At 32.2% G+C, this 24,389-nt stretch carries 19 protein-coding genes, 1 other RNA gene and 2 pseudogenes; 13 read left to right on the top strand and 9 right to left on the bottom strand.

The genetic code is table 11. The annotated features are described in order from the left end of the window. From EV196_RS13885 to EV196_RS20160, 10 genes and pseudogenes are all read left to right on the top strand, one after another. A partial coding sequence (locus EV196_RS13885) for a T9SS type B sorting domain-containing protein (RefSeq protein WP_132218373.1) occupies positions 1-519 on the top strand: 519 nt, incomplete at its 5' end. A gap of 53 nt (positions 520-572) precedes the next feature. Continuing rightward, complete coding sequence (locus EV196_RS13880) at positions 573-1,556, top strand: PorP/SprF family type IX secretion system membrane protein (RefSeq protein ID WP_132218372.1); 984 nt, start codon at positions 573-575, stop codon at positions 1,554-1,556. A gap of 104 nt (positions 1,557-1,660) precedes the next feature. After that, positions 1,661-2,806: an MFS transporter gene (locus tag EV196_RS13875; protein ID WP_132218371.1), complete on the top strand. Its 1,146-nt coding sequence runs from the start codon at positions 1,661-1,663 to the stop codon at positions 2,804-2,806. A 133-nt stretch (positions 2,807-2,939) separates the two neighbouring features. Beyond that, positions 2,940-5,006, top strand: coding sequence for a PAS domain-containing protein (locus EV196_RS13870; protein ID WP_132218370.1), 2,067 nt, complete (start codon positions 2,940-2,942; stop codon positions 5,004-5,006). A gap of 42 nt (positions 5,007-5,048) precedes the next feature. Beyond that, positions 5,049-7,577: a sensor histidine kinase gene (locus EV196_RS13865; RefSeq protein ID WP_132218369.1), complete on the top strand. Its 2,529-nt coding sequence runs from the start codon at positions 5,049-5,051 to the stop codon at positions 7,575-7,577. Positions 7,578-7,643: 66 nt separating this feature from the next. Then, the gene (locus tag EV196_RS13860; protein WP_132218368.1) at positions 7,644-8,048 is read left to right on the top strand and encodes a response regulator; all 405 of its coding nucleotides are present in this window, start codon (positions 7,644-7,646) and stop codon (positions 8,046-8,048) included. Next, entirely contained in the window at positions 8,026-10,104 is a 2,079-nt protein-coding gene (locus EV196_RS13855; RefSeq protein WP_132218367.1) for an ATP-binding protein, read from the top strand. The genes EV196_RS13860 and EV196_RS13855 overlap by 23 nt, the downstream gene beginning before the upstream one ends. A gap of 18 nt (positions 10,105-10,122) precedes the next feature. Beyond that, positions 10,123-10,509 (top strand): response regulator, encoded by a 387-nt coding sequence (locus tag EV196_RS13850; protein ID WP_132218366.1) that lies wholly within the window; start codon positions 10,123-10,125, stop codon positions 10,507-10,509. An 81-nt stretch (positions 10,510-10,590) separates the two neighbouring features. Further along, positions 10,591-10,839 (top strand): type II toxin-antitoxin system ParD family antitoxin, encoded by a 249-nt coding sequence (locus tag EV196_RS13845; protein ID WP_132218365.1) that lies wholly within the window; start codon positions 10,591-10,593, stop codon positions 10,837-10,839. Positions 10,840-10,930: 91 nt separating this feature from the next. Further along, a pseudogene (locus EV196_RS20160) lies at positions 10,931-11,128 on the top strand (type II toxin-antitoxin system RelE/ParE family toxin); the annotation flags it as partial. 148 nt (positions 11,129-11,276) lie between these two features. On the opposite strand, the gene EV196_RS13835 reads toward EV196_RS20160, so the two are convergent. Beyond that, entirely contained in the window at positions 11,277-12,311 is a 1,035-nt protein-coding gene (locus EV196_RS13835; RefSeq protein WP_132218364.1) for a glutaminyl-peptide cyclotransferase, read from the bottom strand. Positions 12,312-12,397: 86 nt separating this feature from the next. On the opposite strand from EV196_RS13835, the gene ffs reads away from it, so the two are divergent. After that, an RNA gene (gene ffs, locus EV196_RS13830) (signal recognition particle sRNA small type) lies at positions 12,398-12,496 on the top strand. A gap of 67 nt (positions 12,497-12,563) precedes the next feature. Then, positions 12,564-13,367, top strand: a complete 804-nt coding sequence (locus EV196_RS13825; RefSeq protein ID WP_132218363.1) for an SDR family oxidoreductase — start codon at positions 12,564-12,566, stop codon at positions 13,365-13,367. Positions 13,368-13,427: 60 nt separating this feature from the next. Here EV196_RS13825 and EV196_RS13820 read toward each other — a convergent pair whose 3' ends face one another. Next, positions 13,428-14,852: a TlpA family protein disulfide reductase gene (locus tag EV196_RS13820; RefSeq protein WP_132218362.1), complete on the bottom strand. Its 1,425-nt coding sequence runs from the start codon at positions 14,850-14,852 to the stop codon at positions 13,428-13,430. A 273-nt stretch (positions 14,853-15,125) separates the two neighbouring features. Between EV196_RS13820 and EV196_RS13815 the strand changes: the two genes are divergently transcribed. Then, the gene (locus tag EV196_RS13815; RefSeq protein WP_132218361.1) at positions 15,126-16,757 is read left to right on the top strand and encodes an ABC-F family ATP-binding cassette domain-containing protein; all 1,632 of its coding nucleotides are present in this window, start codon (positions 15,126-15,128) and stop codon (positions 16,755-16,757) included. Between the two features lie 74 nt (positions 16,758-16,831). On the opposite strand, the gene EV196_RS13810 is transcribed toward EV196_RS13815, so the two are convergent. The 7 genes and pseudogenes from EV196_RS13810 to EV196_RS13780 all read right to left on the bottom strand — a co-directional run bounded on the left by EV196_RS13810 (position 16,832) and on the right by EV196_RS13780 (position 24,348). Beyond that, complete coding sequence (locus tag EV196_RS13810; RefSeq protein ID WP_132218360.1) at positions 16,832-17,071, bottom strand: DUF2007 domain-containing protein; 240 nt, start codon at positions 17,069-17,071, stop codon at positions 16,832-16,834. Between the two features lie 162 nt (positions 17,072-17,233). Continuing rightward, positions 17,234-19,660: a phenylalanine--tRNA ligase subunit beta gene (gene pheT, locus EV196_RS13805; RefSeq protein WP_132218359.1), complete on the bottom strand. Its 2,427-nt coding sequence runs from the start codon at positions 19,658-19,660 to the stop codon at positions 17,234-17,236. A 233-nt stretch (positions 19,661-19,893) separates the two neighbouring features. Beyond that, positions 19,894-20,508 carry a class I SAM-dependent methyltransferase gene (locus EV196_RS13800; RefSeq protein ID WP_132218358.1) on the bottom strand — a complete coding sequence of 205 codons (615 nt, stop codon included), beginning with the start codon at positions 20,506-20,508 and terminating at the stop codon, positions 19,894-19,896. A gap of 63 nt (positions 20,509-20,571) precedes the next feature. Next, entirely contained in the window at positions 20,572-20,964 is a 393-nt protein-coding gene (locus EV196_RS13795; protein ID WP_132218357.1) for a VOC family protein, read from the bottom strand. Positions 20,965-21,063: 99 nt separating this feature from the next. Next, positions 21,064-21,535 (bottom strand): annotated as a pseudogene (locus EV196_RS13790) (hypothetical protein). After that, positions 21,532-21,921 carry a DoxX family protein gene (locus EV196_RS13785; protein ID WP_132218356.1) on the bottom strand — a complete coding sequence of 130 codons (390 nt, stop codon included), beginning with the start codon at positions 21,919-21,921 and terminating at the stop codon, positions 21,532-21,534. The pseudogene EV196_RS13790 and the gene EV196_RS13785 overlap by 4 nt, the downstream one beginning before the upstream one ends. Before the next feature lie 15 nt (positions 21,922-21,936). Next, complete coding sequence (locus EV196_RS13780) at positions 21,937-24,348, bottom strand: alpha-ketoacid dehydrogenase subunit alpha/beta (protein WP_132218355.1); 2,412 nt, start codon at positions 24,346-24,348, stop codon at positions 21,937-21,939. Positions 24,349-24,389 lie beyond the last annotated feature (41 nt).

Genomic DNA, 24,389 nt, shown 5'->3' with positions numbered 1-24,389 from the left:
GGCTGTATCAAGAGGACGGCAAGTTTTGATATAGAACAGTACGATGCACTATCGATAACCTCGGCCATAGGAGAGATAAACGAGATTGTAGCCGTTGCAACGGGCGGTTCGGGCACCTACGAATATACCCTTAACGGGGAAGCTTACGGAAGCACCAATAAATTCTTGATCTATGAATCGGGCAACTATACGGTTTCCGTGACCGACAGTTATGGATGTTTTGCCTCGGAGACCAAGTATTTTGAGTTCATCGATCTGTGCATCCCAAATTATTTCACCCCGAACGGTGATACCGTTATGGACACGTGGGCACCGGGATGCGCATTGCAATACCCGAACATGAAGGTTCTCATTTTCGATAGGTACGGAAGAAAATTGGCCACTTTGGGCGTAAACGATACCTGGGACGGTAAGTATCAAGGAAAAGGCCTTCCATCGGGCGATTATTGGTATAGCATCAAGCTGAACGATAAGAGGTACGATAAACAGGTCGTTGGACATTTTACAATATACAGATAAAGAAAAAGGGCAACCAGTGGTTTTTTTTTGACCATTGAAAAAAACAAAACATTATGCGCAAAACAATCATATACCTACTTTTTATGGCCATTGGCACGTTGCACGGTCAAGAGCTGAACCTACCGGTATTCACGCAATATCTGGCCGATAACAACTTTGTGGTCTCACCGACCTATGCGGGGATCGGCGATAACTTAAAGATTCGTGCCAACGGCCTCACGCAGTGGGTGGGGATCAAGGACGCTCCGGACAACCAATCGCTGTATGCCGATTTTAGGATCGCGGACCGCTCGGGCGTAGGGTTTTCATTTTACAACGATAAGAACGGTAACACGATCCAGACGGGCGCCAAATTTTCCTTTGCGCACCATCTAACGTTGGACTATTACTCCAAGCAGTACCTGTCCTTTGGGATTTCGTATAATTTAAACACCTTTAGGATTGATGTCAACAACTTATATGGCTATGACGAAAATAACGGGACACCAATACCTTCGGGCTTAACGGATGATAGGCGTACGGCCAACAACAATTTCGATGTAGGTATCCTGTATAGGAACAAAGGGTTCTTCGCAAGTTTAAACGCGAACAATATCTTGGAAAAGAATATAGATGCGGATATTCGAAAAACCGAGCCTATCATGCTGCTCAACTACCAGATCTATTCGGGGTATACCTTTAAGGGCCCCAAGAACAGCGGGCTGGAGTTCGAGCCATCGGTGTATTACCAGATGTTCAGCAGCGACAAGCGCTCGAGTACGGACGTGAACTTCAAGTTCCGGAAATACAACAGGAACGATGATTATTATTGGGCGGGACTATCGTACCGTTATTTGAATGATCAGTTTTTCAAGCCCTTGAACGTAGGCCCTATGGCGGGTTTCAAGAAGAGCAACTTTTACTTTGGCTACGCCTACCAGATCACCATGAACGAGCTCTCTGGCTTTAACTCTGGCACGCACGTAATAACCATCGGGCTTGATTTTCTACAGGGCATCAGCAATTGTCCCTGTACACAAAACCCTGTGCATTATTAGTGTGATTTTCACTAGTAAAACCAAAGTGTTATACTATTTTTGCAACTTGAAAAGAAGGAGTCAATTAAATCTTTCTTGAAGTTAAATTATTATAGGTAGCAACAATGGAATTAAGGAACATACAACGTATCGCATTAAGTACTTATTTTTTCTTATCAGGTATTTGTTTTGCTTCGTGGGCATCACGTATTCCAACGATTAAAGATTTTTTTAATTTGAATGAAGCCGAACTAGGTACCATTCTTTTGGCAATGCCAATAAGTTCTTTAATTGGGCTTCCTTTTTCAGGATGGTTGGTATCAAAGTTTGATAGTCGCGTACCTCTTATTGTTTCATTCATTTTTTTCTCGATAGCTTTAACGTGTATTGGCTTTGCTACAACAACTTTTTGGTTAGTACTTTCGGTTTGTTTGTTTTCGTTTTCTATGCGAATTTTAAATATTTCGGTAAATACCCAATCTATAACGATACAGAAAAAGTTCGAAAAACGTATTGTTGGTGCTTTTCATGGGCTTTGGAGTACGGGCGGATTGGTAGGTGTTGCCTTTTCTACACTCATGGTAAAAATGGATATTTCTATGCAAATTCACCTATTAAGTATTTCAATATTTAGCTTAATAGTAGCATTAATAACTTATCAATTTGCTGTTAAAGGTGATATTTCTACTACGGGTAATAAGCTGATAATCGGTAAACCGGATCCCTTTATTTTATATTTAGGCATTATAATATTCCTAGCTGCTATTTGTGAGGGAGGCATGTTCGATTGGAGTGGGGTGTACTTTAAAGATGTTGTAAAGGAGGAAGTATTTACATATGGTTACCTTGTTTTTATGGGCACCATGGCGCTATCAAGGTTTTTTTGTGACAGACTAGTAGATGTATTTGGATTGCAGAAAACGTATATTTTAAGTTCGTTACTTATAGCATCGGGTATTGCAATTGCAATAATATTCCCATTTTTCTGGCCAGCTTTATTGGGTTTTTGTTTTGTAGGTTTTGGTACAGCGGCCATTTTTCCTGTAACATTTTCCTTGGCAGGAACATCAAAAAAATATTCGCCTGGTATGGCAATATCTATAATAACCACTTATGCTATTGCAGGAATGTTAATTGGACCACCATTAATAGGCTATTTGGCACATGCTTTTAATTTACGAAGTGCCTTTATAATTTTTATCCTACTTGGTTTTATATTTATTCCAGTATCTCGCGCTTTTTTTAAATTTCAATCTAAACAGATTCTATAAGTCATGATTTATAGTAGCCAAAATTTATATTATTTTACTTTATCAAAATGTTATGTTTTTAATAATGGGCTTAAAAATACTTGTGAAATTTAAATCTTAATCTTAAATTGCCTTTAAGGCGAATCTTACTTTCATGAATATTTATATTATTATACTTATAGAATTTTTATTTGTTGCAGCAAGTATACTTTTATTGTTTAGGCTTAGGTCTAAATTGGGCTTAGCACCACTTTATCTACTGTTGGGGTCTGTCAAGTATTTGTTAAATAGCTTAAGTACTACGTTAAGTTTTAATTTTTTTGGAGAGTATGTTATTTACCCAGGCTCGGTGGTTTTATTTAGTGCTGTTTTATTTGCCGTTTTGTTAATTTATATAAAAGAAGGTGTTTCAAGTGCCCGAACGCTTATTGTAGGAATTATTATTTCCAATTTTGTTCTAACAGTGTTATTTGATATTACGTACGCTCAAGATTTAATAATGAGTAATGCTACTGATATAAATTTAAATTCAGCTTTCATAATCGATTATAAGTATTTTATAATAGGCAATGTTTTATTGCTTTTAGACTTTTTTTTAATAGTCATTTTGTATCAATATTTAATTCTAAACTTTAAAAGGCTTCACTTTTTCTTAATCATTTTTATATCGCTCTTTAGTGTTTTAATTTTCGATGCTATTATTTATAATATAGCTAAGTTTTACGGTACACCTTATTTTATAAATTCAATGATAAGCCACATCATTGGTAAATCAATTTCCTCTCTAATATTTTCAATAATACTTTACGTGTATTTAACATTTTTAGACAAAGAGAAAAATAAAGCAACTTTTATAGCAAATCAAGAACGCAATATTTTTTCAATTTTAACATATAGAAAAAAATATTTTAACTTAAAAGTAGAGAAAAATGTAATAGAACAAAAGTTAACATCTCAATTAGAAACCACATTAAATAACATTTCAGATGGTTTTATTTCTTTGGATACCAATTGGTGCTATATATATGTAAATGGAAAAGCTTGTGAATATTTAGGAAGAACACCAAGTAATATATTGGGAAAAAATATATGGACAGAATTTCCTGAAAAGGCTAAACAGCCACTTTACAATGTATACCACAAAGCCGCAGAAACGCAAGAAACACAATATTATATAGAGTATTCCAAATTGCTTGACAAATGGTATGAAAGAAGAATTTATCCGTCTCCAGAAGGACTAACTATTTATATCACAGATATAACAAAGCAAAAAAAAGCAGAAGGACAAATAATAAAAAATGAGAAATACTTAAATAATATTTTAAATAATATTGGAGACCCCATCTTTGTAAAAGATGACCAAAGTAAGATACTTTTAGTAAATAATGCGTTTCGCGAAATTTTTAACATACCTGAAGAAGATATAATAGGAAAATCATTAATTGATGATGTACCTCCAGAAGAAAGAGATAACTTTTTAAGCATTGATAAACAGGTGCTCGATTCGGGTATTGAGAATGTTAATGAAGAGACTTTCACTTTTAGAGAATTGGAAACACGAGTAATTTCTACAAAAAAATCAAGATTTCTTGATGATGCTGGAAATAAGTTTTTAATTGGAACCATTAGAGACATTACCGAACGTAAAAAAGCAGAGATAGCAATAAAGGAAAGCGAAGAAAAATTCTCAAAAGCGTTTGAATCTAAAGTTATTGGTAAAGCAATTCTCAATAACGAAAAAAGAATTATTGAAATAAATGAAGCATTAACTAACATTCTTGGATATAAACGAGAAGACATGTTAGGAAAAACAGCTGAAGAAATAGGTTTTTTCAAATTAGATAATGAGAGAAACCAAGAAAATGAAAAAATGCTTTGGACAGAGTTTGATAAAAACGGTTACACATCAAATGTGGAGTTAAATTACAAAATGCACTCTGGAAAAGATAAATTCTTATTAATCTCTTTTCAAAGGCTTAAGTTAGTTGGAGAAAACCATATTTTAATAACGGTTTTAGATATAACTGAAAAGAAAAATGCTGAACAAGAACTAGAACAGTACAGAAATAATCTGGAAAATTTAGTAAAAACAAGAACAGAAGAAGTAAATTTAAAAAATGCCGAATTACAACGTATGAATAAATTGTTTGTAGGCAGAGAATTGAAAATGAAAGAGCTTAAAAATATTATTAAAGAATTAAAGTTAAAAATCGATAATTAAATAAGGTATTTAAAAAAAATATCCATTTAATTTTGTTTAATTATGAAAAGAAACACCCTTTATCTTTTTTTTAAAAAACCCTTAATAGCAGGTTTAGCAACATTTGTTGCTTTACTTGTTGTTACTCAATATATTGCTTATCAAAAGTATTTAATAAACGAAAATGAACAAAAAAAGAAAACAACCAATGAAATAGAGACTATAAAACAGAGACTATTAGCGTTAATAATGTATAATAATTCTGCTACAAAACATCTAGCATATATTGTAGAAAGAAATGGAATCCCTGACGATTTTGATAAGATAGCAAATGAATTACTAGAAATAAATAAATATTTTTCTGTTGTAGAATTAGTAGATCGTAATGGTTTTATAACACACGTGTATCCCCAACAAGATAATGATATAATAGGTTTTAATATTTTAAAAAACCCAAAAAGTGGTGATGGAGCATTTGCGACCATAAAAAGGAAAGATTTTTTTATGGCAGGTCCTGTTCCTTTAAAGCAAGGTGGTGTAGGTATGGTAAGCAGACAACCTATTTTTATAGATGGCGAATTTGCTGGATTTTCTGCAGTTGTTTCTAAACTTTCTGATTTTCTTAATGATTTAGGTATAGACCCCTCCAATAATAAAGATTTTAAGTACCAACTATCAAGGGTTAATCTTGAAACTGGTAATGAAAACTTTTTTTTAGAAACCGACATGTCTCCTTATAAAAAAAATGTGCTTCCCTTTAAAATGTTTGCAGGCGAGTGGAAATTATATGTGATTCCAACGGAAAAAAACATATATCCAGTTGTATGGTTTTCAATATTTGGTATTTTAATTTCAATAGTAGGTGGCTTCGGTATTTGGTATTTTTTGGGAGAATCAGAGCGGCTACAAAAACTTATTAGCAAGAAATTAATAACACAAGAATCGGAATTAAAATTAGTTCATGAGATTACCAGTGAGAAAATAAAAAAAAGCGAGGCAAACTTAATTGAAGCACAGCATATAGCTAAACTTGGAAGCTGGGAATTTGACATAAAAAACGCTAAATTATCATGTTCACCTGAAGCGTATAGGATTTTTGAAAAAGACCCAGAAAAATTTGAAGTCACCCTTGAAGCATTCCACAAAATGGTACATCCAGCCGATAGCGAATTACTACTTAAAACCTATAACGATTCTGTAAAAAACAACAAACCATATCAAATAACATATCGATTAGTGTTTGATAATAATCGTATTAAGTATGTTGATGAACAAGGCGAAACTTTTTACAATAATAAAAAAGAACCTATAAAATCTTTTGGTACCATTCAAGATATTACAGAAAGAAAGAAAACAGAAGACATATTAAGAAATAGCGAGTTGTTATACCGTACACTAACCTCCAATGCACCCGTTGGAATTTTTAATGCAGATGCTCAAGGCGCTTGTACTTATGTTAATGAAGAGTGGATGAAGTATTCAGGTATGACCTTTAATGAAGCGATGGGTACAGGTTGGAAAAACGCCGTACACCCTGACGATTTACAGGAATTAATTGCTGTAACTAAAAAATCATTCTTAAATAATAATGTATTTAAAACTGATTTACGATTCTTGCATAAAAACGGAAACGTTATTTATCTTCAATCAAAAGTCACTAAATTGTTTGACAGCAATAATAATTTATATGGTTATATAGGAATTTTAATAGACATAACGGAACGTGTTAATAATGAAAAGGAATTATTAATTTACAAAAATAATTTAGAGAAACTAGTAAACTCAAGAACAGAAGAACTTAATGATAGTAAGGAAGCACTATTGAACCTTCTAGAAGATATTAATTTACAATCTATTGAATTAGAAAAAGAAAAAGTAAAAGCTCAATCGGCAGATTTAATGAAATCTGCATTTTTAGCCAATATGTCGCACGAACTTAGAACCCCCATGAACTCCATTATTGGTTTTACCAGTATCCTATTAAAAGAATTTGCTGGTCCAATAAATGAAGAACAGGCAAAACAATTGGGGATGGTTAAAAAAAGTGGACAACACTTGTTAAGTTTAATTAATGATGTTTTAGATATTTCAAAAATTGAAGCAGGAGAACTGGTGGTTTCATTTGAAACTTTTGATTATTTAGAATTATTAAATAGTACCATTACTTTCATTACACCACAAGCTTTTAAAAAAGGTCTAAAAATCAATTCAGAAACCTCTTTACCAAAAATTATGCTTCTAAGCGATAAAAGGCGTGTGGAGCAAGTTTTATTAAACTTACTTTCAAATGCCATTAAATTTTCAAATAAAGGAACCATAGTGGTAAAAGTGGAAGTTGAAGATAATATGCTTACTACACATGTTATTGATGAAGGCATAGGTATAAGCAAACCAGGATTAAACAAATTATTTAATCCTTTTATTCAGCTTGATGGTGGACTCAATAGAAGCCAGGAGGGAACTGGTCTCGGTCTATCAATAAGTAAAAGTTTAGTAGAAAAATTAGGTGGTACCATAGAAGTGGTAAGTGAACTTGGTAAAGGAAGTGATTTTTTATTCAAATTGCCTCTAAATCAAAACGCTAATGACTAATTTTTTAAATTTAATATCTTAAATTCATTACATTTATAAAATAACATAATAAAATCTCTCACAAACATGAAATTATCCATTTTAATAATTGAAGACAACGAACAAAATATGTACATGCTATCTTATCTTCTTGAAAAAAGCAACTTTAAGGTTTTAAAAGCATACAATGGTATTGATGGCTTAAAATTGGCAAGCGAAAACAAGCCTGATATTATTTTGATTGATATTCAATTACCCGATATGGATGGTTATGAAATATGCAATAAATTATCACATAATGGGCTTTCTAAAAACACGGTGTTTATAACAGTCACTTCTTACGCTATGGGAGGTGATAAAGAAAAATCTATGGAAGCAGGAGCAGATGGTTATATTGAAAAACCTATAGACCCTGATACTTTTATTGAGCAAATGATGAGTATATATAAAATAAAAAATAAAAAACTTAATGAAAACGATTCTAATTGTTGATGATAGTGATGCAAACCTATACTTACTAAGAGTTATCCTTGAAAATGCTGGCTATTCGGTAATAGAAGCTAAAGATGGCAGGGAAGGGCTGCAAAAATTATATCATTCGAAAACAGATATGATTATTTCTGATATTTTAATGCCAATCATGGATGGGTATTTATTTTGTCAGGCTTGTAAAAAGGAAAAACTTTTTAAAAAAATCCCATTTGTATTTTATACATCAACATATACAGAACGTACAGATAAAGAATTTGCTTTAAAATTAGGAGCAGCTAAATTTTTAAATAAATCTATAGACCAGGAAGAGTTAATAGAAATAGTTAAAGATATTTTTGAGAAAACCCAAACTCAGAAAGATTATGTAAAAAAAGTAAGAATTAATGATGAGGAAGTATTAAAGCTTTATAGCGAACGCCTAATTAATAAGTTAGAGGAAAAAACCTTAGAACTTAAAATTGAAATTGTAGAGCGAAAAAAAATTGAGCAAGTTTTAATTCATGAAATTGAAGTCATGGATTTAATTAACTTAAACACACCTTTAGATAAAATTCTAGATCATATTATATTAAATTTTGAATCTACACATCCTGGGTATTTTGGTTCTGTAAATTTAGTAAACCAAGAAGGTACGCATTTGGAACCTATTTCTGCTCCAAATATGTCTAAGGCTTACATTTCAGCTTTTAGTAAAATTCGAATAGCTAATAATGTAGGATCTTGTGGTACAGCCGCTTTTTTAAAAAAACCAGTAATTGTTTCAGATATTAGTAAAGATCCATTATGGGAAACAAGTAAGAGCGTTGCTTTAAAATATAATTTAAACTCATGTTGGTCTGTTCCAATACTTAATAAGGAAAAAAAAGTATTAGGTACGGTTGCAATTTATAGCCATATTATTCAAAGCCCTTCATTAAACGATATAAAGGATTTAAACTTCGCCGTTAATTTAGCCAATATTGCCATTGAGAAAAAAAATGCCGCTAATGAAATAAAGAAAAAAGAAGAATCTTACAAATCGTTATTTGAACAAGCGAGTGATGCTATTTTTACATTTACTTTCGATGGTAAATTTCATAGTTTTAATCAGTCTGCTTCAACTATTTTAGGGTATTCAAAAGAAGAATTTGAAAAATTAAGTGTGCCAGATATCATTGAAGGAGAGTTTATTGAAAGTACATCAAATTATGAAAAGATACAAAGTGGAATACCAGTCATTGTTTATAGAAAATTAATAAGGAAAGACCGTACTATTATAGAAACAGAGGTATCATTAAAATTACAAACAGATGGAAGGGTTCTTGGTATAGTAAGAGACATCACCGAGCGCAATAAAATTAAATTAGCCTTAGAAGAGAAAAATCAAGAATTAATTAAAAAAAATCAAGAATTAGACAATTTTGTATACAGCGCGTCTCATGATTTTAGAGCGCCTTTAACCTCTTTAAAAGGTTTAATTAATATCACAGAGTCAAGTTTAAATCCAGATCAAGAAGAACAAAAAAAACAACTTCAAATGATGCTGAAAACCATTGGTAAGATGGATGTTTTTATTGACGATATTTTGGATTACTCTAGAAATTCCAGTACCGAAATTGATCATGAAAAAATTGATTTCGAAGCATTAATACAATCAATATGCGATAATTTAAAATATAAAGATTGTAATGAAACTCATAAAAAATCGGTTCATATCGATCAATCTGTAGATTTTTATTCAGATAAACATAGAATTGAAATTATTTTTAATAACATTATTTCAAATGCCATTGAATATTCCGACGCTACCAAAGATGAAAATTATATAAATATAACCATTAATTCAAATGCTGAAGAAGCAACAATTGTTATAGAAGACAATGGCATTGGTATTGATAATAAACACTTAGATAAAATATTTGGTATGTTTTATAGAGCAACCAAGTTTTCCAAAGGATCTGGCATGGGTTTATATATAGTAAAAGAAACTATAGATAAACTTAAAGGATCTATAACCGTAGAATCTAGATTAAACGAAGGTTCTAAATTCACAGTCTCTCTCCCAAATTTAAATTAACCTACTAAATATAAGGAAATGAAAGAGATTTTATTGATCGATGACAATATTATAGATAATTACATAAATGAATTTATTATAAAAAAAGCCCAAATAGCAGAGACTATTACAGTAAAAACATCGCCTGTTGAAGCTTTAAACTACTTGAAAGAGTTGACAGATGATTTTCCAAAGCTTATTTTTTTGGATATAAAAATGCCAGAAATGGACGGTTTTGGTTTTTTAGAAGCTTTTAATAATTTTTCTGAAGAACAAAAAGGACATACAAACATAATTATGCTTACATCATCCTATAATATTAATGATGTTCAAAAGGCAAATAAAAACCCTTATGTGAAGAAATATTTACTTAAACCTTTGGATGCCCTAAAATTAAGTGAAGCCCTAAAAGATGTGTTTTTATAATAATGTTGGGTGTAATTTGCGAAAACGACCAAGATTTGGAGTTTTTACCAATTTTTGGTATATTTGAGAAAAATATTAAAAATGAAAAATACATCAATATCACTCGGAAATTATTTTGACCAGTTTGTAAGCAGTCAAGTTTCTGCTGGACGATACAAAAATGTCAGCGAAGTAATTAGAGCTGGACTTCGACTCTTGGAAGATGAAGAAAGTAAGGTTGTTGCATTAAGAGAGGCCATTAGAAAAGGAAAAGAAAGCGGTATAGTAGAAGACTTTGACCCAATTCAAAACCTTAAAAATCTAAAAGCCAAACACGGAATTGATGCCTAAATATCGATTGACAAGTCTATATAATCAAGATATAAACGAAATTTGGGAATATACATTTCATAAATGGTCGGTTAGATAAGCGGATAAGTATTATGACTTATTGATTGAATCCTTTTATCAAATTACGATTGACCCAAATTGCGGTAAGAATTACGGAGGAGTAGAACCAAAACTTCGTGGACTCAAAACGGGAAAACATATTGTGTTTTATGAAATTATAGATGAAGATACAATTGAAATTAACAGGGTTTTACACCAAAGTATGGATATAAAAAATAAGTTTAATTAAATAAAAACTACACCCAAAAAAGGCTATAAGTCATTGATTGTTTTCGCCTACTTCTGTGAAAATCATCACGGATTTTCAGTTTGGTCGTACTTGCAAAGTAAAGTGCTAAGCCATGCAACTACTCATGCGAGCCGAGACCGATATAAAACTAGTGCTGTATAATTTCAACCTCAAAAAGTTTGTCCCAACGTTTTCCTGTTACAAAAATGGTTTTGGTTTCTGGGTTGTAAGCAATACCGTTTAGTACATCTAAACCTTCGTGTTGTGTTACTAATTTTTTTAATGGTGAAAAATCAATAACACCAATTACGGCTCCGTTTTTTGGGTTAATTAAAGCAACACCATCTTTCTGGTAGCGATTGGCATAAATAATGCCGTTAATCCACTCCATTTCATTAATCTCAACAATTTTACCTTTGTTGGTATATACCTGTATGTGGTCTTCTTCAGCCAAAGTATCCGGATTTAAAACCCAAATATTTTCGGTACCATCGCTTTTGTAAAGTTTCTTAGTATCATTGCAAATACCCCAACCTTCTTTACTGTTTCCGTATTTAAAACTATTAAGTTTTTCAAACGTATTCACTTCATAAACAAAACCAGTACCTGCTTGCCACGTAAGTTGGTAAATTTTATCGTTAAGTACGGTAAGACCTTCACCAAAATAAGCATCGGCTAAATTAACGTTCTTTATAATTTCTCCTGTTTTATAATCTACCTGTCTTAATTTCGATTCTTTACGCTGTCCGGTACTTTCATATAAATTACCTTTATAAAATTCAAGCCCTTGGGTGTACGAAGTAATGTCATGCGGATATTCATTAATAATTTTATAGGTATAAACCTTGGGAACTTCACTATTCAAAATAGTGATTGTTGAAGTAGCTATTTGTTTTTCATTGTTAAAATAAACAGTGGCCTCAATAGTGTGTTTACCTAATTTAAAGGTTTCTAAAGGAGACGATTCATCAATTTTTTTTCCGTCTAGTGTATAGTTAACAGAATCTATAGTATGATTTTTTTTATTTTCCAAAGAGATTTTTAAAGTCTCTTTATTAGAAATATCACCTTTTAAAGCATTGGTATTTATACTAAATTCACTGTTATTATGCCCAGTATTAGATCCACAAGAAATAATTAAAGCGCCTAATGAAATGATTAATAAGTGTTTAAATGTTTTCATTTTGAAAATAAATTTTAAGCAAGATATTTATTTAAAATCAGTTTAAAAAATGATTGTGATATTTTTAAAAGGTTGTATCTTTGCAGCGGCAAGTCCTACACAACCAGCTCCTGTTGAATCCTCCAGGGCGGGAACGCAGCAAAGGTAAATGGTCGTAGCGGTGTGATGTAGGTAGCTTGCCTTTTTTTGTACCCTTTACTTTCCTAAAAACTTTTACAATAGTAACTTTACAATCTCAATAATATAGATCATATGGCGCAAGTTGTTTTAATTACGGGAGGTTCTTCGGGTATCGGTAAATCGGTAGGTGAATTTCTTACTACAAAAGGTTTTATTGTATATGGTACCAGCAGAAACCCTGAAAACTACAAAGAAAGTAAATTTCCTATTTTAGAATTGGATGTAAAAAAGATTGAAACCATTAAACAAACCGTAAAAAAAATTATTGATAAAGAAGGTAGGTTGGACGTGGTTGTAAATAATGCTGGAGCAGGAATTACAGGTGCTATTGAAGAAATACCCGAAGCTGAAATTAAAGCAAATTTTGATACAAATTTTTTCGGACCTATAAATGTCATTAAGTCGGTTTTACCACAAATGCGTAAACAGCATGCAGGGTTGATAATTAATATTACTTCTATAGCAGGTTATATGGGTTTGCCCTACCGCGGTGTTTATAGTGCTAGTAAAGGTGCTTTAGAACTGCTAACAGAAGCTTTTAGAATGGAATTGAAAGATTTCAACATAAAAATGACTAACATTGCCCCTGGTGATTTTGCAACCAACATTGCCGCTGGTAGATATCATGCACCACTTTTAGATGATTCACCATATAAAAAGCCGTATGGAGACACCTTAAATTTAATGAATACGCATGTGGATAACGGAAGCGACCCTAATATGATGGCAGAAGCTGTGTTAAAAGTTATAAATACTAAAAACCCAAAAGCACATTATAAAGTAGGAGAGTTTATGCAGAAGTTTTCTATTGTGTTAAAGCGTATTTTACCTGATAAAGTATACGAAAAGATGCTAATGAAACATTATAAATTGTAATTTAACCTATTGGATAAATTAATGTTTTAAAAGACAAATCTAAAGGAAATTGTTGAAGTTCTACTTTCTATTAATTGCTCCTAATAGTTGCTCCTCAAAATTTACTGAAAAAATATTGGTATTATTATACACAATTTTTTGATGCTTGTCTATAACAATGGTTTTGGTCATGGGTTGAATAGCTAAAGCTTCAATAGATTCTTTTGGATTTTTGAACTGATATTCATCTTTAAACTTAAACCTATTATCCTTTAATGAAGCCTTTGGTCTGTCCTGTCCAAAATCATCAATATTAATAACAATAAACTTAACTTCTGGGTATTTTTCTTTAAGTTCGTTAAGTTTATAATGACTTTCTTTAAAGTGATTATAGTATTGGTTGGACCAAAAACAAATAACCGTAGGGGTTTTAATAAGGGAATTAATTTCTAATTCTTCATTTTTATAATTAACAATTTTAATATCAGGAAAATTACCACCTTCCTTTAAATTATTTAAAGATGCAGCAAAACGTTTAATTTCGTTTTTACCTGTTTCATCGCTACTTTTACTTAAGTAAGAGTTTACAATAGCGTCGTTATTTTCAGTGTTGTTGCTTTTTGAGAGGTAATTAGCTGTAAAGTGATATAGGAGTTCGTTTTTTATGGTTTTGTTAATTATTAAACTATCTACAATTTTTAGTCTATCTAGATTGTAGCACAAGGAATTTCTTTTGAATTCACTATCTGAGCTATGATGTAAATGGTCTTGAAGTGCCAAATTATTAGCACTATACCTTAAAAAGGAGTTGTAATGGTTGTGTTCTTTAAAAAAATCGTCATTGTAATTAATGGATTTTCTGTAACTATAAAAATCTTTAGGAAGCGCTTTTACAATTTCTGCTTTGTTATTGCCATGATGCACAAACGGATAGACTTCTTTACTTGAAAAATAGTTATAATCTATGTTTGCTTTTGCTATTTTTTCAAATAAAGCAGAAGGATTGTATTTACTTTTAAATGTATTTAATTTATTTAATTTAAAAGCTTTTAAAGAATCAACTCTACTTTCGTAAACATGCGGCTTTAATTGACAAAATTTAAAAATCTTCTTTTCTTGGATCTCATTTTCAAGAAATTCATTCATTAAATAATTATTTTTTTTATCGCCAATACCTGTAAAAACCAACGATTCATCAAATTCTAAGGTGTTTAATCTAAAAAGTAAACTGTCTTTAGGTTCCAACAATACCATTTGCACTTCACCACCATGATAAAATGTATATAAGCCTGCTTTTAGGTTGTTAATTTTATATAGAAACCTGTTCCTTTTATCTAGTTTGATAGTGTCTACAACGACATCCGATTTTAATATAACAACAAAATCGCTATTAGGATTCATGATTTCACCTCCAAAATAAGCATAGTTATCTTCTGCATTATTGCCATCTTTTTTGCAATTAAACAGTGTTAAAATAACTAATAAGCTTAAAAAGTGTAATTTCATATAAAAATTTTCGTTTGTATTTAAAAAAAGGTTGAAGTTAAAACCTTTTTGTAATTCCATAGTATAGAAGTGTGCTTTTAAAGAATGAACAATTTACACATACAAAAATATGCTATGTATTTATAAACTGTTGTTAATGCGCTGTTAAATGTTACAATAAGTCCTTATAAAACATACACAAATCATATAAGTTTTAAATTATAAAATTAAGCAACTAAGTTTCGACTTACGGTTTGAATTTTTTACTTTTGCAGCAAAATTAAAATACCCTCTATGTTATCAGTATCAAACCTTTCAGTCCAATTTGGCAAACGCATACTTTTTGATGAAGTAAGTACCACCTTTAATACAGGGAATTGTTACGGAATTATTGGCGCTAATGGTGCTGGAAAATCTACTTTTTTAAAGATAATATCTGGTAAGCAAGACCCAACTTCTGGCCATGTACATTTAGAACCAGGTAAACGTATGTCTGTTTTAGAACAAGACCATAATTTATATGATGAGCACACCGTTTTAGAAACTATTTTAATGGGAAATAAGCCATTATATAAAATTAAGACGGAAATGGATGCGCTTTATGCGGATTATTCAGATGAAAATGCTGATAGAATAGGAGAGCTTCAAGTGCTTTTTGAAGAAATGAATGGGTGGAATGCCGATAGTGATGCTGCTGCTATGTTATCCAACTTAGGTATCAAGGAAGAATTTCACTATACTTTGATGGGTGATTTGGATGGAAAACAAAAAGTGCGTGTACTTTTAGCCCAAACCTTATTTGGAAATCCGGATGTGTTGATTATGGATGAGCCTACCAACGATTTGGATTATGAAACCATCTCTTGGCTTGAAAACTTTTTAGCAAATTATGAAAACTGTGTGATTGTTGTATCGCATGACCGTCACTTTTTAGATGCCGTTTGTACACATATTTCAGATATAGATTTTGGAAAAATTAATCATTACTCTGGAAATTATACTTTCTGGTATGAATCTTCGCAATTAGCTGCGCGCCAACATGCGCAACAAAACAAAAAAGCGGAAGAGAAGAAAAAAGAATTGGAAGAGTTTATTCGTCGTTTTTCTGCCAACGTTGCAAAAAGCAAGCAAGCAACTAGTAGAAAGAAAATGATTGAAAAATTAAATATTGCTGATATACGCCGAACAAGTAGACGTTATCCAGCCATCATTTTTGAACGTGATAGAGAAGCAGGTGACCAGATTTTAAATATTCAAGGGTTGGCAGCATCAAGTAGTGAAGATGGCGATGTTCTTTTTAAAGACATCGATTTAAACCTTGCTAAAGGAGATAAAGTAGTTGTGTTTTCAAAAGATTCAAGAGCAACCACCGCTTTTTATGAAATATTAAACAATAAAGAAAAAGCGGATGCTGGTAAATTTGATTGGGGAGTAACCACAACACAATCCTACTTACCATTGGATAACAGCGAATTTTTTAATAACGATTTAACGTTGGTGGATTGGTTACGCCAGTGGGCAACCACCGAAGAAGAACGTGAAGAAGTTAATATTAGAGGTTTCTTGGGCAAAATGATTTTTAGTGGTGAAGAAGCTTTGAAAAAATCGAATGTCCTTTCTGGAGGTGAAAAAGTACGATGTATGCTAAGTAGAATGATGATGGTAAGAGCCAACGTGTTGATGTTAGACGAACCAACAAACCACTTAGATTTAGAAAGCATTACGGCATTTAACAACTCGTTGACTAATTTTAAAGGCACCATGTTGTTTACAACACATGACCACGAATTTGCTCAAACCGTTGCCAATAGAGTAGTGGAGTTAACCCCAAATGGCGTTATAGATAGATACACTACGTTTGATGAATATATGCAAGATCCAAAAATAAAGGAATTGCGTAACAAAATGTATGGGGTTACAGCATAGATGAAATAAAAAAATATAAAAAAAGAGCGATTTTCAATTGAAAATCGCTCTTTTTTATTGGATTTAATCCTTAATTAAGAATCCAGATCTTTAGTGATCTTATTAATAACTTCGGTAGCTCTTACAAGTTCATCTTTATGAACAAAAACTTCCTGAAAATCGGGAGCAGACGTACCTCCAAAACCACCTAATATAGCAGATTCAGATTGGTCTTTAATAATAGGGTTGATGTTCAACGTGTTCAATTCCATGGCAATGTGCTTAACCACGGCAAAGTTTCCTGTATATACTTTTATAAAATTAGAATCTGTCATAATTTAGGTTTTTAAGCGTTCAATTAAATATACGTAATTTTTAATTAATTGTAGCAAAAATGTGTTTATGATGTTGTAATAAAACCTATCTATTTTTAAAATTATTTTAATAAAATAAGTCGGTATAAAAAACGACTTTAAATCTATGTATTGCTTATTCGCTTAACGCAATTCAGCTCCCAATTGGGTTTCAAATTGTGTTTGGAGTGTTTTCATTATTTTATCAATCTGTTTGTCTGTAAGTGTTTTATTTTCATCTTGTAAAGTAAAACTAACTGCATAACTTTTTTTGCCAACAGGTAAGTTTTTACCTTGATATACATCAAAAAGACTCACGTTTTTTAGTAGTTGCTTTTCGCTTTGTTTGGCAATTTTTTGAATAGATTCAAAAGTAACGTTGTCATCTAATAATAAAGCAAAATCACGACGCACTTCAGGGTATTTAGGAATCGCTTTAAAAGTAACATTGTTGCGTTTCACAATATCTAAAACGGTATCCCAATAAAAGTTGGCATACAGTACTTCTTGAGAAATATCAAAATGCTTTAAAATTGGTTTTTTAATCAATCCGAAATCTACCAACTTCATTTTGCCTAAACCAAAACTTAAACCTTCACTAAATAAATCGTTTTCAATAGCCGATTCATTAAATCTTGACACTCCTAAACGCTCTAAAACACTAATAATATTTCCTTTAAGGAAGAAAAAATCACTTTTTGCATTAGGTGTGTTCCAACTATCCATGGTTTGGTTCCCCATTACAAATAATGATAAATGTTTGAATTCTTCACGCTTGTTGTTGTATCCATGATAGGTTTTTCCGAATTCAAAAAGTTTTAAATCGGAACGTCTTCTATTGATATTGAACGATACTGCTTCCAATCCAGAAAATAATAAAGATTGTCTTAAAACAGATAAATCGCCACTTAATGGATTCAGAATTGTAATGTTGTGTTCTTCCTTCAATTGGCCGCTTAAAGCTGCATAATTAGGTGTCGTCAATGAATTTGAAAGTATTTCAAAAAAACCTTGCGATGCTAACTGGTTTCCTACTAAATTTTGAATTTTGTGATCTTCAAAGCGGGAAGAGTTAGAAATAGAAGCATTTAACTTTTCGGTAGTTTTAATATTGTTATAACCGTAAACGCGCAATATTTCTTCAATAATATCGGCTTCACGAGTTACATCGTTTCTGTATGCAGGCACGGTTAAACCCAATCCTGTTTCGGTAACGTTGTTCACTTTAATTTCTAAAGAAGTTAAAATACGTTTAATGATTTCCTTAGGAATTTCCTCTCCAATTAATTTCTTCGCATTTTCAAAACTTAAACGTACTTGAAAATCTTCTATTTTATTCGAGTAAATATCTACAATATCACTTGTTATTTCACCTCCAGCAACCTCTTGAATTAATAAAGCGGCACGTTTTAATGCATATTCAGTTAAATTTGGGTCAATACCACGTTCAAAACGGAAAGAAGCATCAGTATTTAAACCATGGCGTTTAGCCGATTTACGAACGCTTACAGGATTAAAATAAGCACTTTCTAAGAAAATATTGGTTGTTCCTCCAGAAACTCCTGAATGAATACCACCAAAAACACCTGCAATACACATGGGTTTTTCGGCATCACAAATCATCAAATCATCTTCATGTAGGGTGCGTTCAACACCATCTAAGGTTACAAATTTTGTACCTGCAGCTAAAGTTTTAACTTCTACTTTATTACCTGAAATTTTTGAAGCATCAAAGGCATGCAAAGGTTGCCCTAAATCGTGAAGCACATAATTTGTGGCATCGACAATATTATTTATGGGGCTTAAACCAATAGCTTTTAAGCGGTGTTGCAACCAAACAGGCGATTCTTTTACCGTAATTCCAGATATGGTAAGACCGCAGTAGCGAGGTGCTAATTCTTTATTTTTTACCTCCACATCCATTTTTAAAGTACGATTATTAACATGAAACGCACTTACAGATGGGGTTATAAACTCTAAATTTATTTCCTTTTGTATCAACCCTGCTTTTAAGTCGCGGGCAGTACCTAAATGGCTCATCGCATCGGCACGGTTTGGTGTTAATCCAATTTCAAAAACTTGGTCATTTTCAATATCAAAAATTGAAGCAGCAAGTGTGCCAACTTCAATGCTCTCATCTAAAACCATGATGCCATCATGCGATTTTCCTAAGCCAAGTTCGTCTTCGGCACATATCATACCATGACTTTCCTCTCCACGAATTTTTCCTTTTTTAATAGTCCAAGCTTCACCTGTTTCGGTGTATAAAGTTGTACCGATAGTGGCCACAGGTACTTTTTGTCCAGCAGCAACATTAGGTGCTCCACATACAATTTGTAGCGGTGTTTCTTCACCAATATTAACGGTAGTGATTTTTAATTTATCAGCATTTGGGTGTGGTATACAAGTTAAAACCTCGCCGATAACAATACCTTCCAATCCACCTTTAACCGATTGGTAGCTCTCTATTCCTTCAACTTCCAATCCTAAATCGGTAAGTAATTCGCTAGCTTGTTCTGGTGTCCAATCAATTTTAATAAATTGTTTTAACCAGTTGTATGAAATTTTCATAGATTAATTCCTATTTTAAAGTGTGCAAAAATACATATTTTATTTCTAAAAAACTTTATAAAACATGCTTAGAAACACTGATTTTTGAACATAATAAAGTAGGAAATAGAGATGAAAACGATAATTTTATTTTGGGTGTTACTTAAAATTTGGGCTTTTCACTGTATCTTTTTAAAAACATCATTATTCCGATGGCTAAGTACAAAGCAATTTGCCGATTTTTATTTTTTTAATTACTTTTTTCTACCTATAAACCTTATCACTTTTCCTGTGCCATTGTGAAAATCGCCTTCATTTAATTCAACATGTATTTCTTCAAGTAGGATTATTTCAAAATCAGGAAAATCTTTTTGTATAGATTCTTTTGAAAATAAAAGATCACTATTTTTTGGACCACCTAAGTTTGGGTTTTCTGCTGAAAGTTTTAAATGATCTTTACTAAAGCCCTCTAATAATATGATGCCATTGGGCAAAATAAGCTCGCTAATTTTTTTATGGTATTTTGACAAAATTTCAGGTGGAAAATGTGCAAAAATTAAAGCAGCGTTGTCATAGTTGTCGTTAATGATGTCTAACTCAAAAAAATCACCAACTTCATACTTAATTTTTACATTTTCTTTTTCACATAATTTTAAAGCTTTTTTTTTGCCTTCCAAACTAATATCGAAAGCTGTTACATCCAATCCATTTTTAGCAGCATATACAGCATTTCTTCCTTCACCTTCTGCCGGTAATAGCATTTTTCCTTTAAGATTATATTTCTTAATGGCATCCTTAAAGAAAACATTAGGTGCTATTCCATAGGCATATTCATCAGCGGAATATCGTTTGTCCCACATTTCTTTCATATGTTCATACTTAAATTAATATGATGCAAATATAAAGTTTTCAGCAACTAAAAGTTCATCAAATTACTTCATGGAGTGAATTCCAAACATGTTGCCTTCAGTATCGGTGCCCAAAACAATAAAACCGTGTTCACCAATAGACATTTTAGATGTAAAAACCTTACCGCCAGCAGGTGTGATGCGGGCTTCTTCCACACTACAATCGTCACTGTAGAAATATACAATGGTACTGTTACCACCAGCACTAAAACCATCCATTTTTACTAAAGCACCACTTGCTCCATAAGTATTCATGTTTGAGGGAAATGCATGCATGGTCATATCCAGTTCTTTAGTAGGTGTGGCGAGTGCTTCTAAAGTAGTTTTAAATACGGTTTCGTAGAACTTTGTAGCTCTCGGCATATCGTTTACATAAATTTCGAACCAGCTAACAGCATTTTGTTGGGTATTTTCCATGATTTTAAGGTTTTTAATTAGAATTCAGTGAATTAAATTTGTATCTAATTTAGTGTTTTAAAATCAAAAATTAAATTTGTGATATGATTTTGCTATAATTTACAAACTTTCAAGCATCAAATTATAATCATATTGTAAATCTTCGTGAAGTGTTGAAACTAATTTTTTTATCAATAGAACCTGCCTATTGTACATGTTTTGCAACTGTGTACTGTATTTAATACTTGGTGAAAAATCTTTTAATTTTTGGCAGAAATACAAAAGAAGTTCTGCTTCAGTTTCTTTGGTTTGTGAGTACCGAATGTATTTTTTTAGTGTTGGTTAATATTTTACGGGCACTTTTGCGGATGTAAAAATAACTAGCCGTGTTAATTTGTTCAAATTGAGTATCTATATAACTTTTCACAGATTCTATATAATCTTCTTCATTATGAGACTCAAAAAGTAAATAGGTGAGAAGTTCTTTATTTTCTTTTTTGAATCTTGAAAGGCGTAAACATAGTTCTGCTAATTCTTCGGAAGATTTATGGCTTAATTCCTTTTTTATTTCAACAATTGAAGCCGCTTTCAAACGCTTTTGTTTTTAAATCCGTCAATAGAATATTTGCCAGCATTCATTAATAAAATAGCTAAAAAGCCAATTAAAAACAGAATGGCTTTTTCTTTTACGTCAAAAGGTTTTTCAGCAAGAACAACAAAAGCAGCAACACACATGGTAATAATAACAGGAATAGTGGCTAATCTTGTTTTAAAACCAATTATGATAAAAATTGGAGCCACTACTTCGCCTATTAGAGCTAAAATTAAAGATGGAACTTCTCCAAAACCAATAGGATCTGCAAACTTTATAGGACTTTGAAATAATAAATTTAGTTTGGGGATGCCATGTGTAAGCATCATACCTGCAAAACCTAACCTAAGAATCAATAAGCCTAAATTGTTAAATTTTTTATTCATTTTGAGTGTAGGTTTCTATCGTAGTTTAGGGAATTCATTTGGGTTTGCCTCATGCATAACGCCATATACAGCTTCAAAAATATCTTCGGCAGATGGTTTTGAAAAATAATCGCCATCATTTCCATAAGCTGGTCTGTGTGCTTTTGCGGTAAGTGTTTTAGGTTGGCTATCTAAGTATTGATAGGCATTTTGAATGTTTAAAATTTCATTTAAAATATAAGCAGAAGCACCTCCTGGCACATCTTCATCAATAACCATTAAACGATTGGTTTTTTGGATGCTTTTAGCAATATCATGACTTAAATCGAAGGGTAATAACGATTGTACATCAATTATTTCAGCATCAATATTAACAGCTAACAAATCTTTTGCCACTTGCTCTACAATACGTAAGGTAGAACCATAAGAGACTAAAGTAATATCCTTTCCATCTTTTATGGTTTCAACCACGCCTATTGGGGTTTGAATGGCACTTAAATTACTTGGTTTTTTTTCTTTAAGTCTATATCCGTTAAGACATTCCACTACTATTGCCGGATCATCACCTTTTAAAAGTGTGTTGTAAAAACCTGCGGCTTTGGTCATGTTTCTGGGTACTAATAAATGAACGCCTCTTATAAGATTTAAGATGCCTCCCATTTGTGAACCTGAATGCCAAATACCTTCCAAACGATGTCCACGTGTTCTAATAATTAGTGGCGATTTTTGTTTGCCCTTGGTTCTGTAATGTGTAGTAGATAAATCGTCACTAATAATTTGAATAGCATAGAGTATATAATCTAAATACTGAATTTCGGCAATTGGGCGCAAACCACGTAACGACATGCCAATACCTTGGCCAATAATGGTAGCTTCTCTAATACCCGTATCGGCAACTCTTAACTCGCCATATTTTTCTTGTAAACCTTCTAAACCTTGATTTACATCGCCAATATTTCCTGTGTCTTCACCAAAAACAAGTGCTTCTGGATAGTTGCTGAAAATGTTATCAAAATTATCACGAAGAATGATACGTCCATCAACCAGATCTGCATCTTCACTATAAATTGGTTTAATTTCTTTTATTAGGATATTAGAACGATTGGTTTCAGAATATAAATGAGAACTGAAATTTGGTTGAATAGTTTCAAAGGTTTTATTGATCCAATTGATAAGTTGCTCTTTTTCTAAAAAAGATTCTTTAATTAAATGAACTAATGTTTTTCTTGCTGTAGATAGAATATCTTTTCTTGTTGGCTCATCAATGGATGCTAAATTATCTTTTAATTTTTCAATAAAAACACCATTTGTACTTTTTGAAGCTACTTGTTTCAATAAAGAAATTAAATCACTTTGTTCTTTAAGTATAGGTTTTAAAAAAGTATTCCAAGCATTTTTTCTAGCTTCACGAACCTCCCTTTTTATGGCTCTTTCAATTTCTAAGAGTGTTTCATTGGTGGCTATACCGCTTTCTATAATCCAATCACGCATTTTAGCATTACAATCGTGTTGGGTTTCCCAAGCTAAGCGTTCTTGTGTTTTATAACGTTCGTGCGAGCCAGATGTAGAATGGCCCTGTGGTTGTGTTAATTCTAAAACATGAATTAAAACAGGAACGTGCTCTTCACGAGCAATAGCTGCTGCTTCTTGGTAGGTTTCTACTAAATTAGCATAATCCCAACCTTTAACACGAAGTATTTCAAAGCCTTTTTGTTTATCGTTTCTTTGAAATCCTTTTAGAATTTCAGATATATTTTCTTTAGTTGTTTGGTGTTTGGCGTGTACCGAAATTCCGTATTCATCATCCCAGATACTAATTACCAAAGGAACTTGTAAAACTCCAGCGGCATTTATGGTTTCGAAAAACAAGCCTTCGCTAGTACTTGCATTTCCAATAGTACCCCAAGCGACTTCATTACCATTAACCGAAAAGTTGGTGGTATTAATCCCTTCAACTTGTCTGAAAATTTTCGATGCTTGAGCTAACCCTAATAAACGAGGCATTTGCGCTGCGGTAGGAGATATATCGGCACTGGAATTGTATTGGTTGGTTAGGTTTTTCCAACTTCCATCGTTGTTTAAACTATGGGTAACAAAATGCCCTCCCATTTGTCGGCCTGCAGACATAGGTTCCAATTCTAAATTGGTATTGGCGTATAAACCAGCAAAAAATTGCTCTATGGTTAGCTCGTCAATTGCCATCATAAAGGTTTGGTCTCGGTAGTAACCCGATCTCCAATCGCCTTTTTTAAAGGCTTTTGCCAAAGCTAATTGAGGAACTTCTTTACCATCTCCAAAAATTCCAAATTTAGCTTTTCCTGTTAAAACCTCTCGACGACCTAATAAACTACATTCCCTACTTTTTACAGCTATTTTATAATCGTTTAAAACTTCAGCTTTAAAATCGTCGAATGATATATTGTTTTTCAAATCTGGAATTGAGTGCATAAGTGTAATGCTTTGTCTTTTGCAAAAGTAGTTAAAGTTTG

Source organism: Mariniflexile fucanivorans, assembly GCF_004341235.1.
Classification (GTDB): domain Bacteria; phylum Bacteroidota; class Bacteroidia; order Flavobacteriales; family Flavobacteriaceae; genus Mariniflexile; species Mariniflexile fucanivorans.
This window is presented reverse-complemented; position numbering and strand designations above follow the sequence as displayed.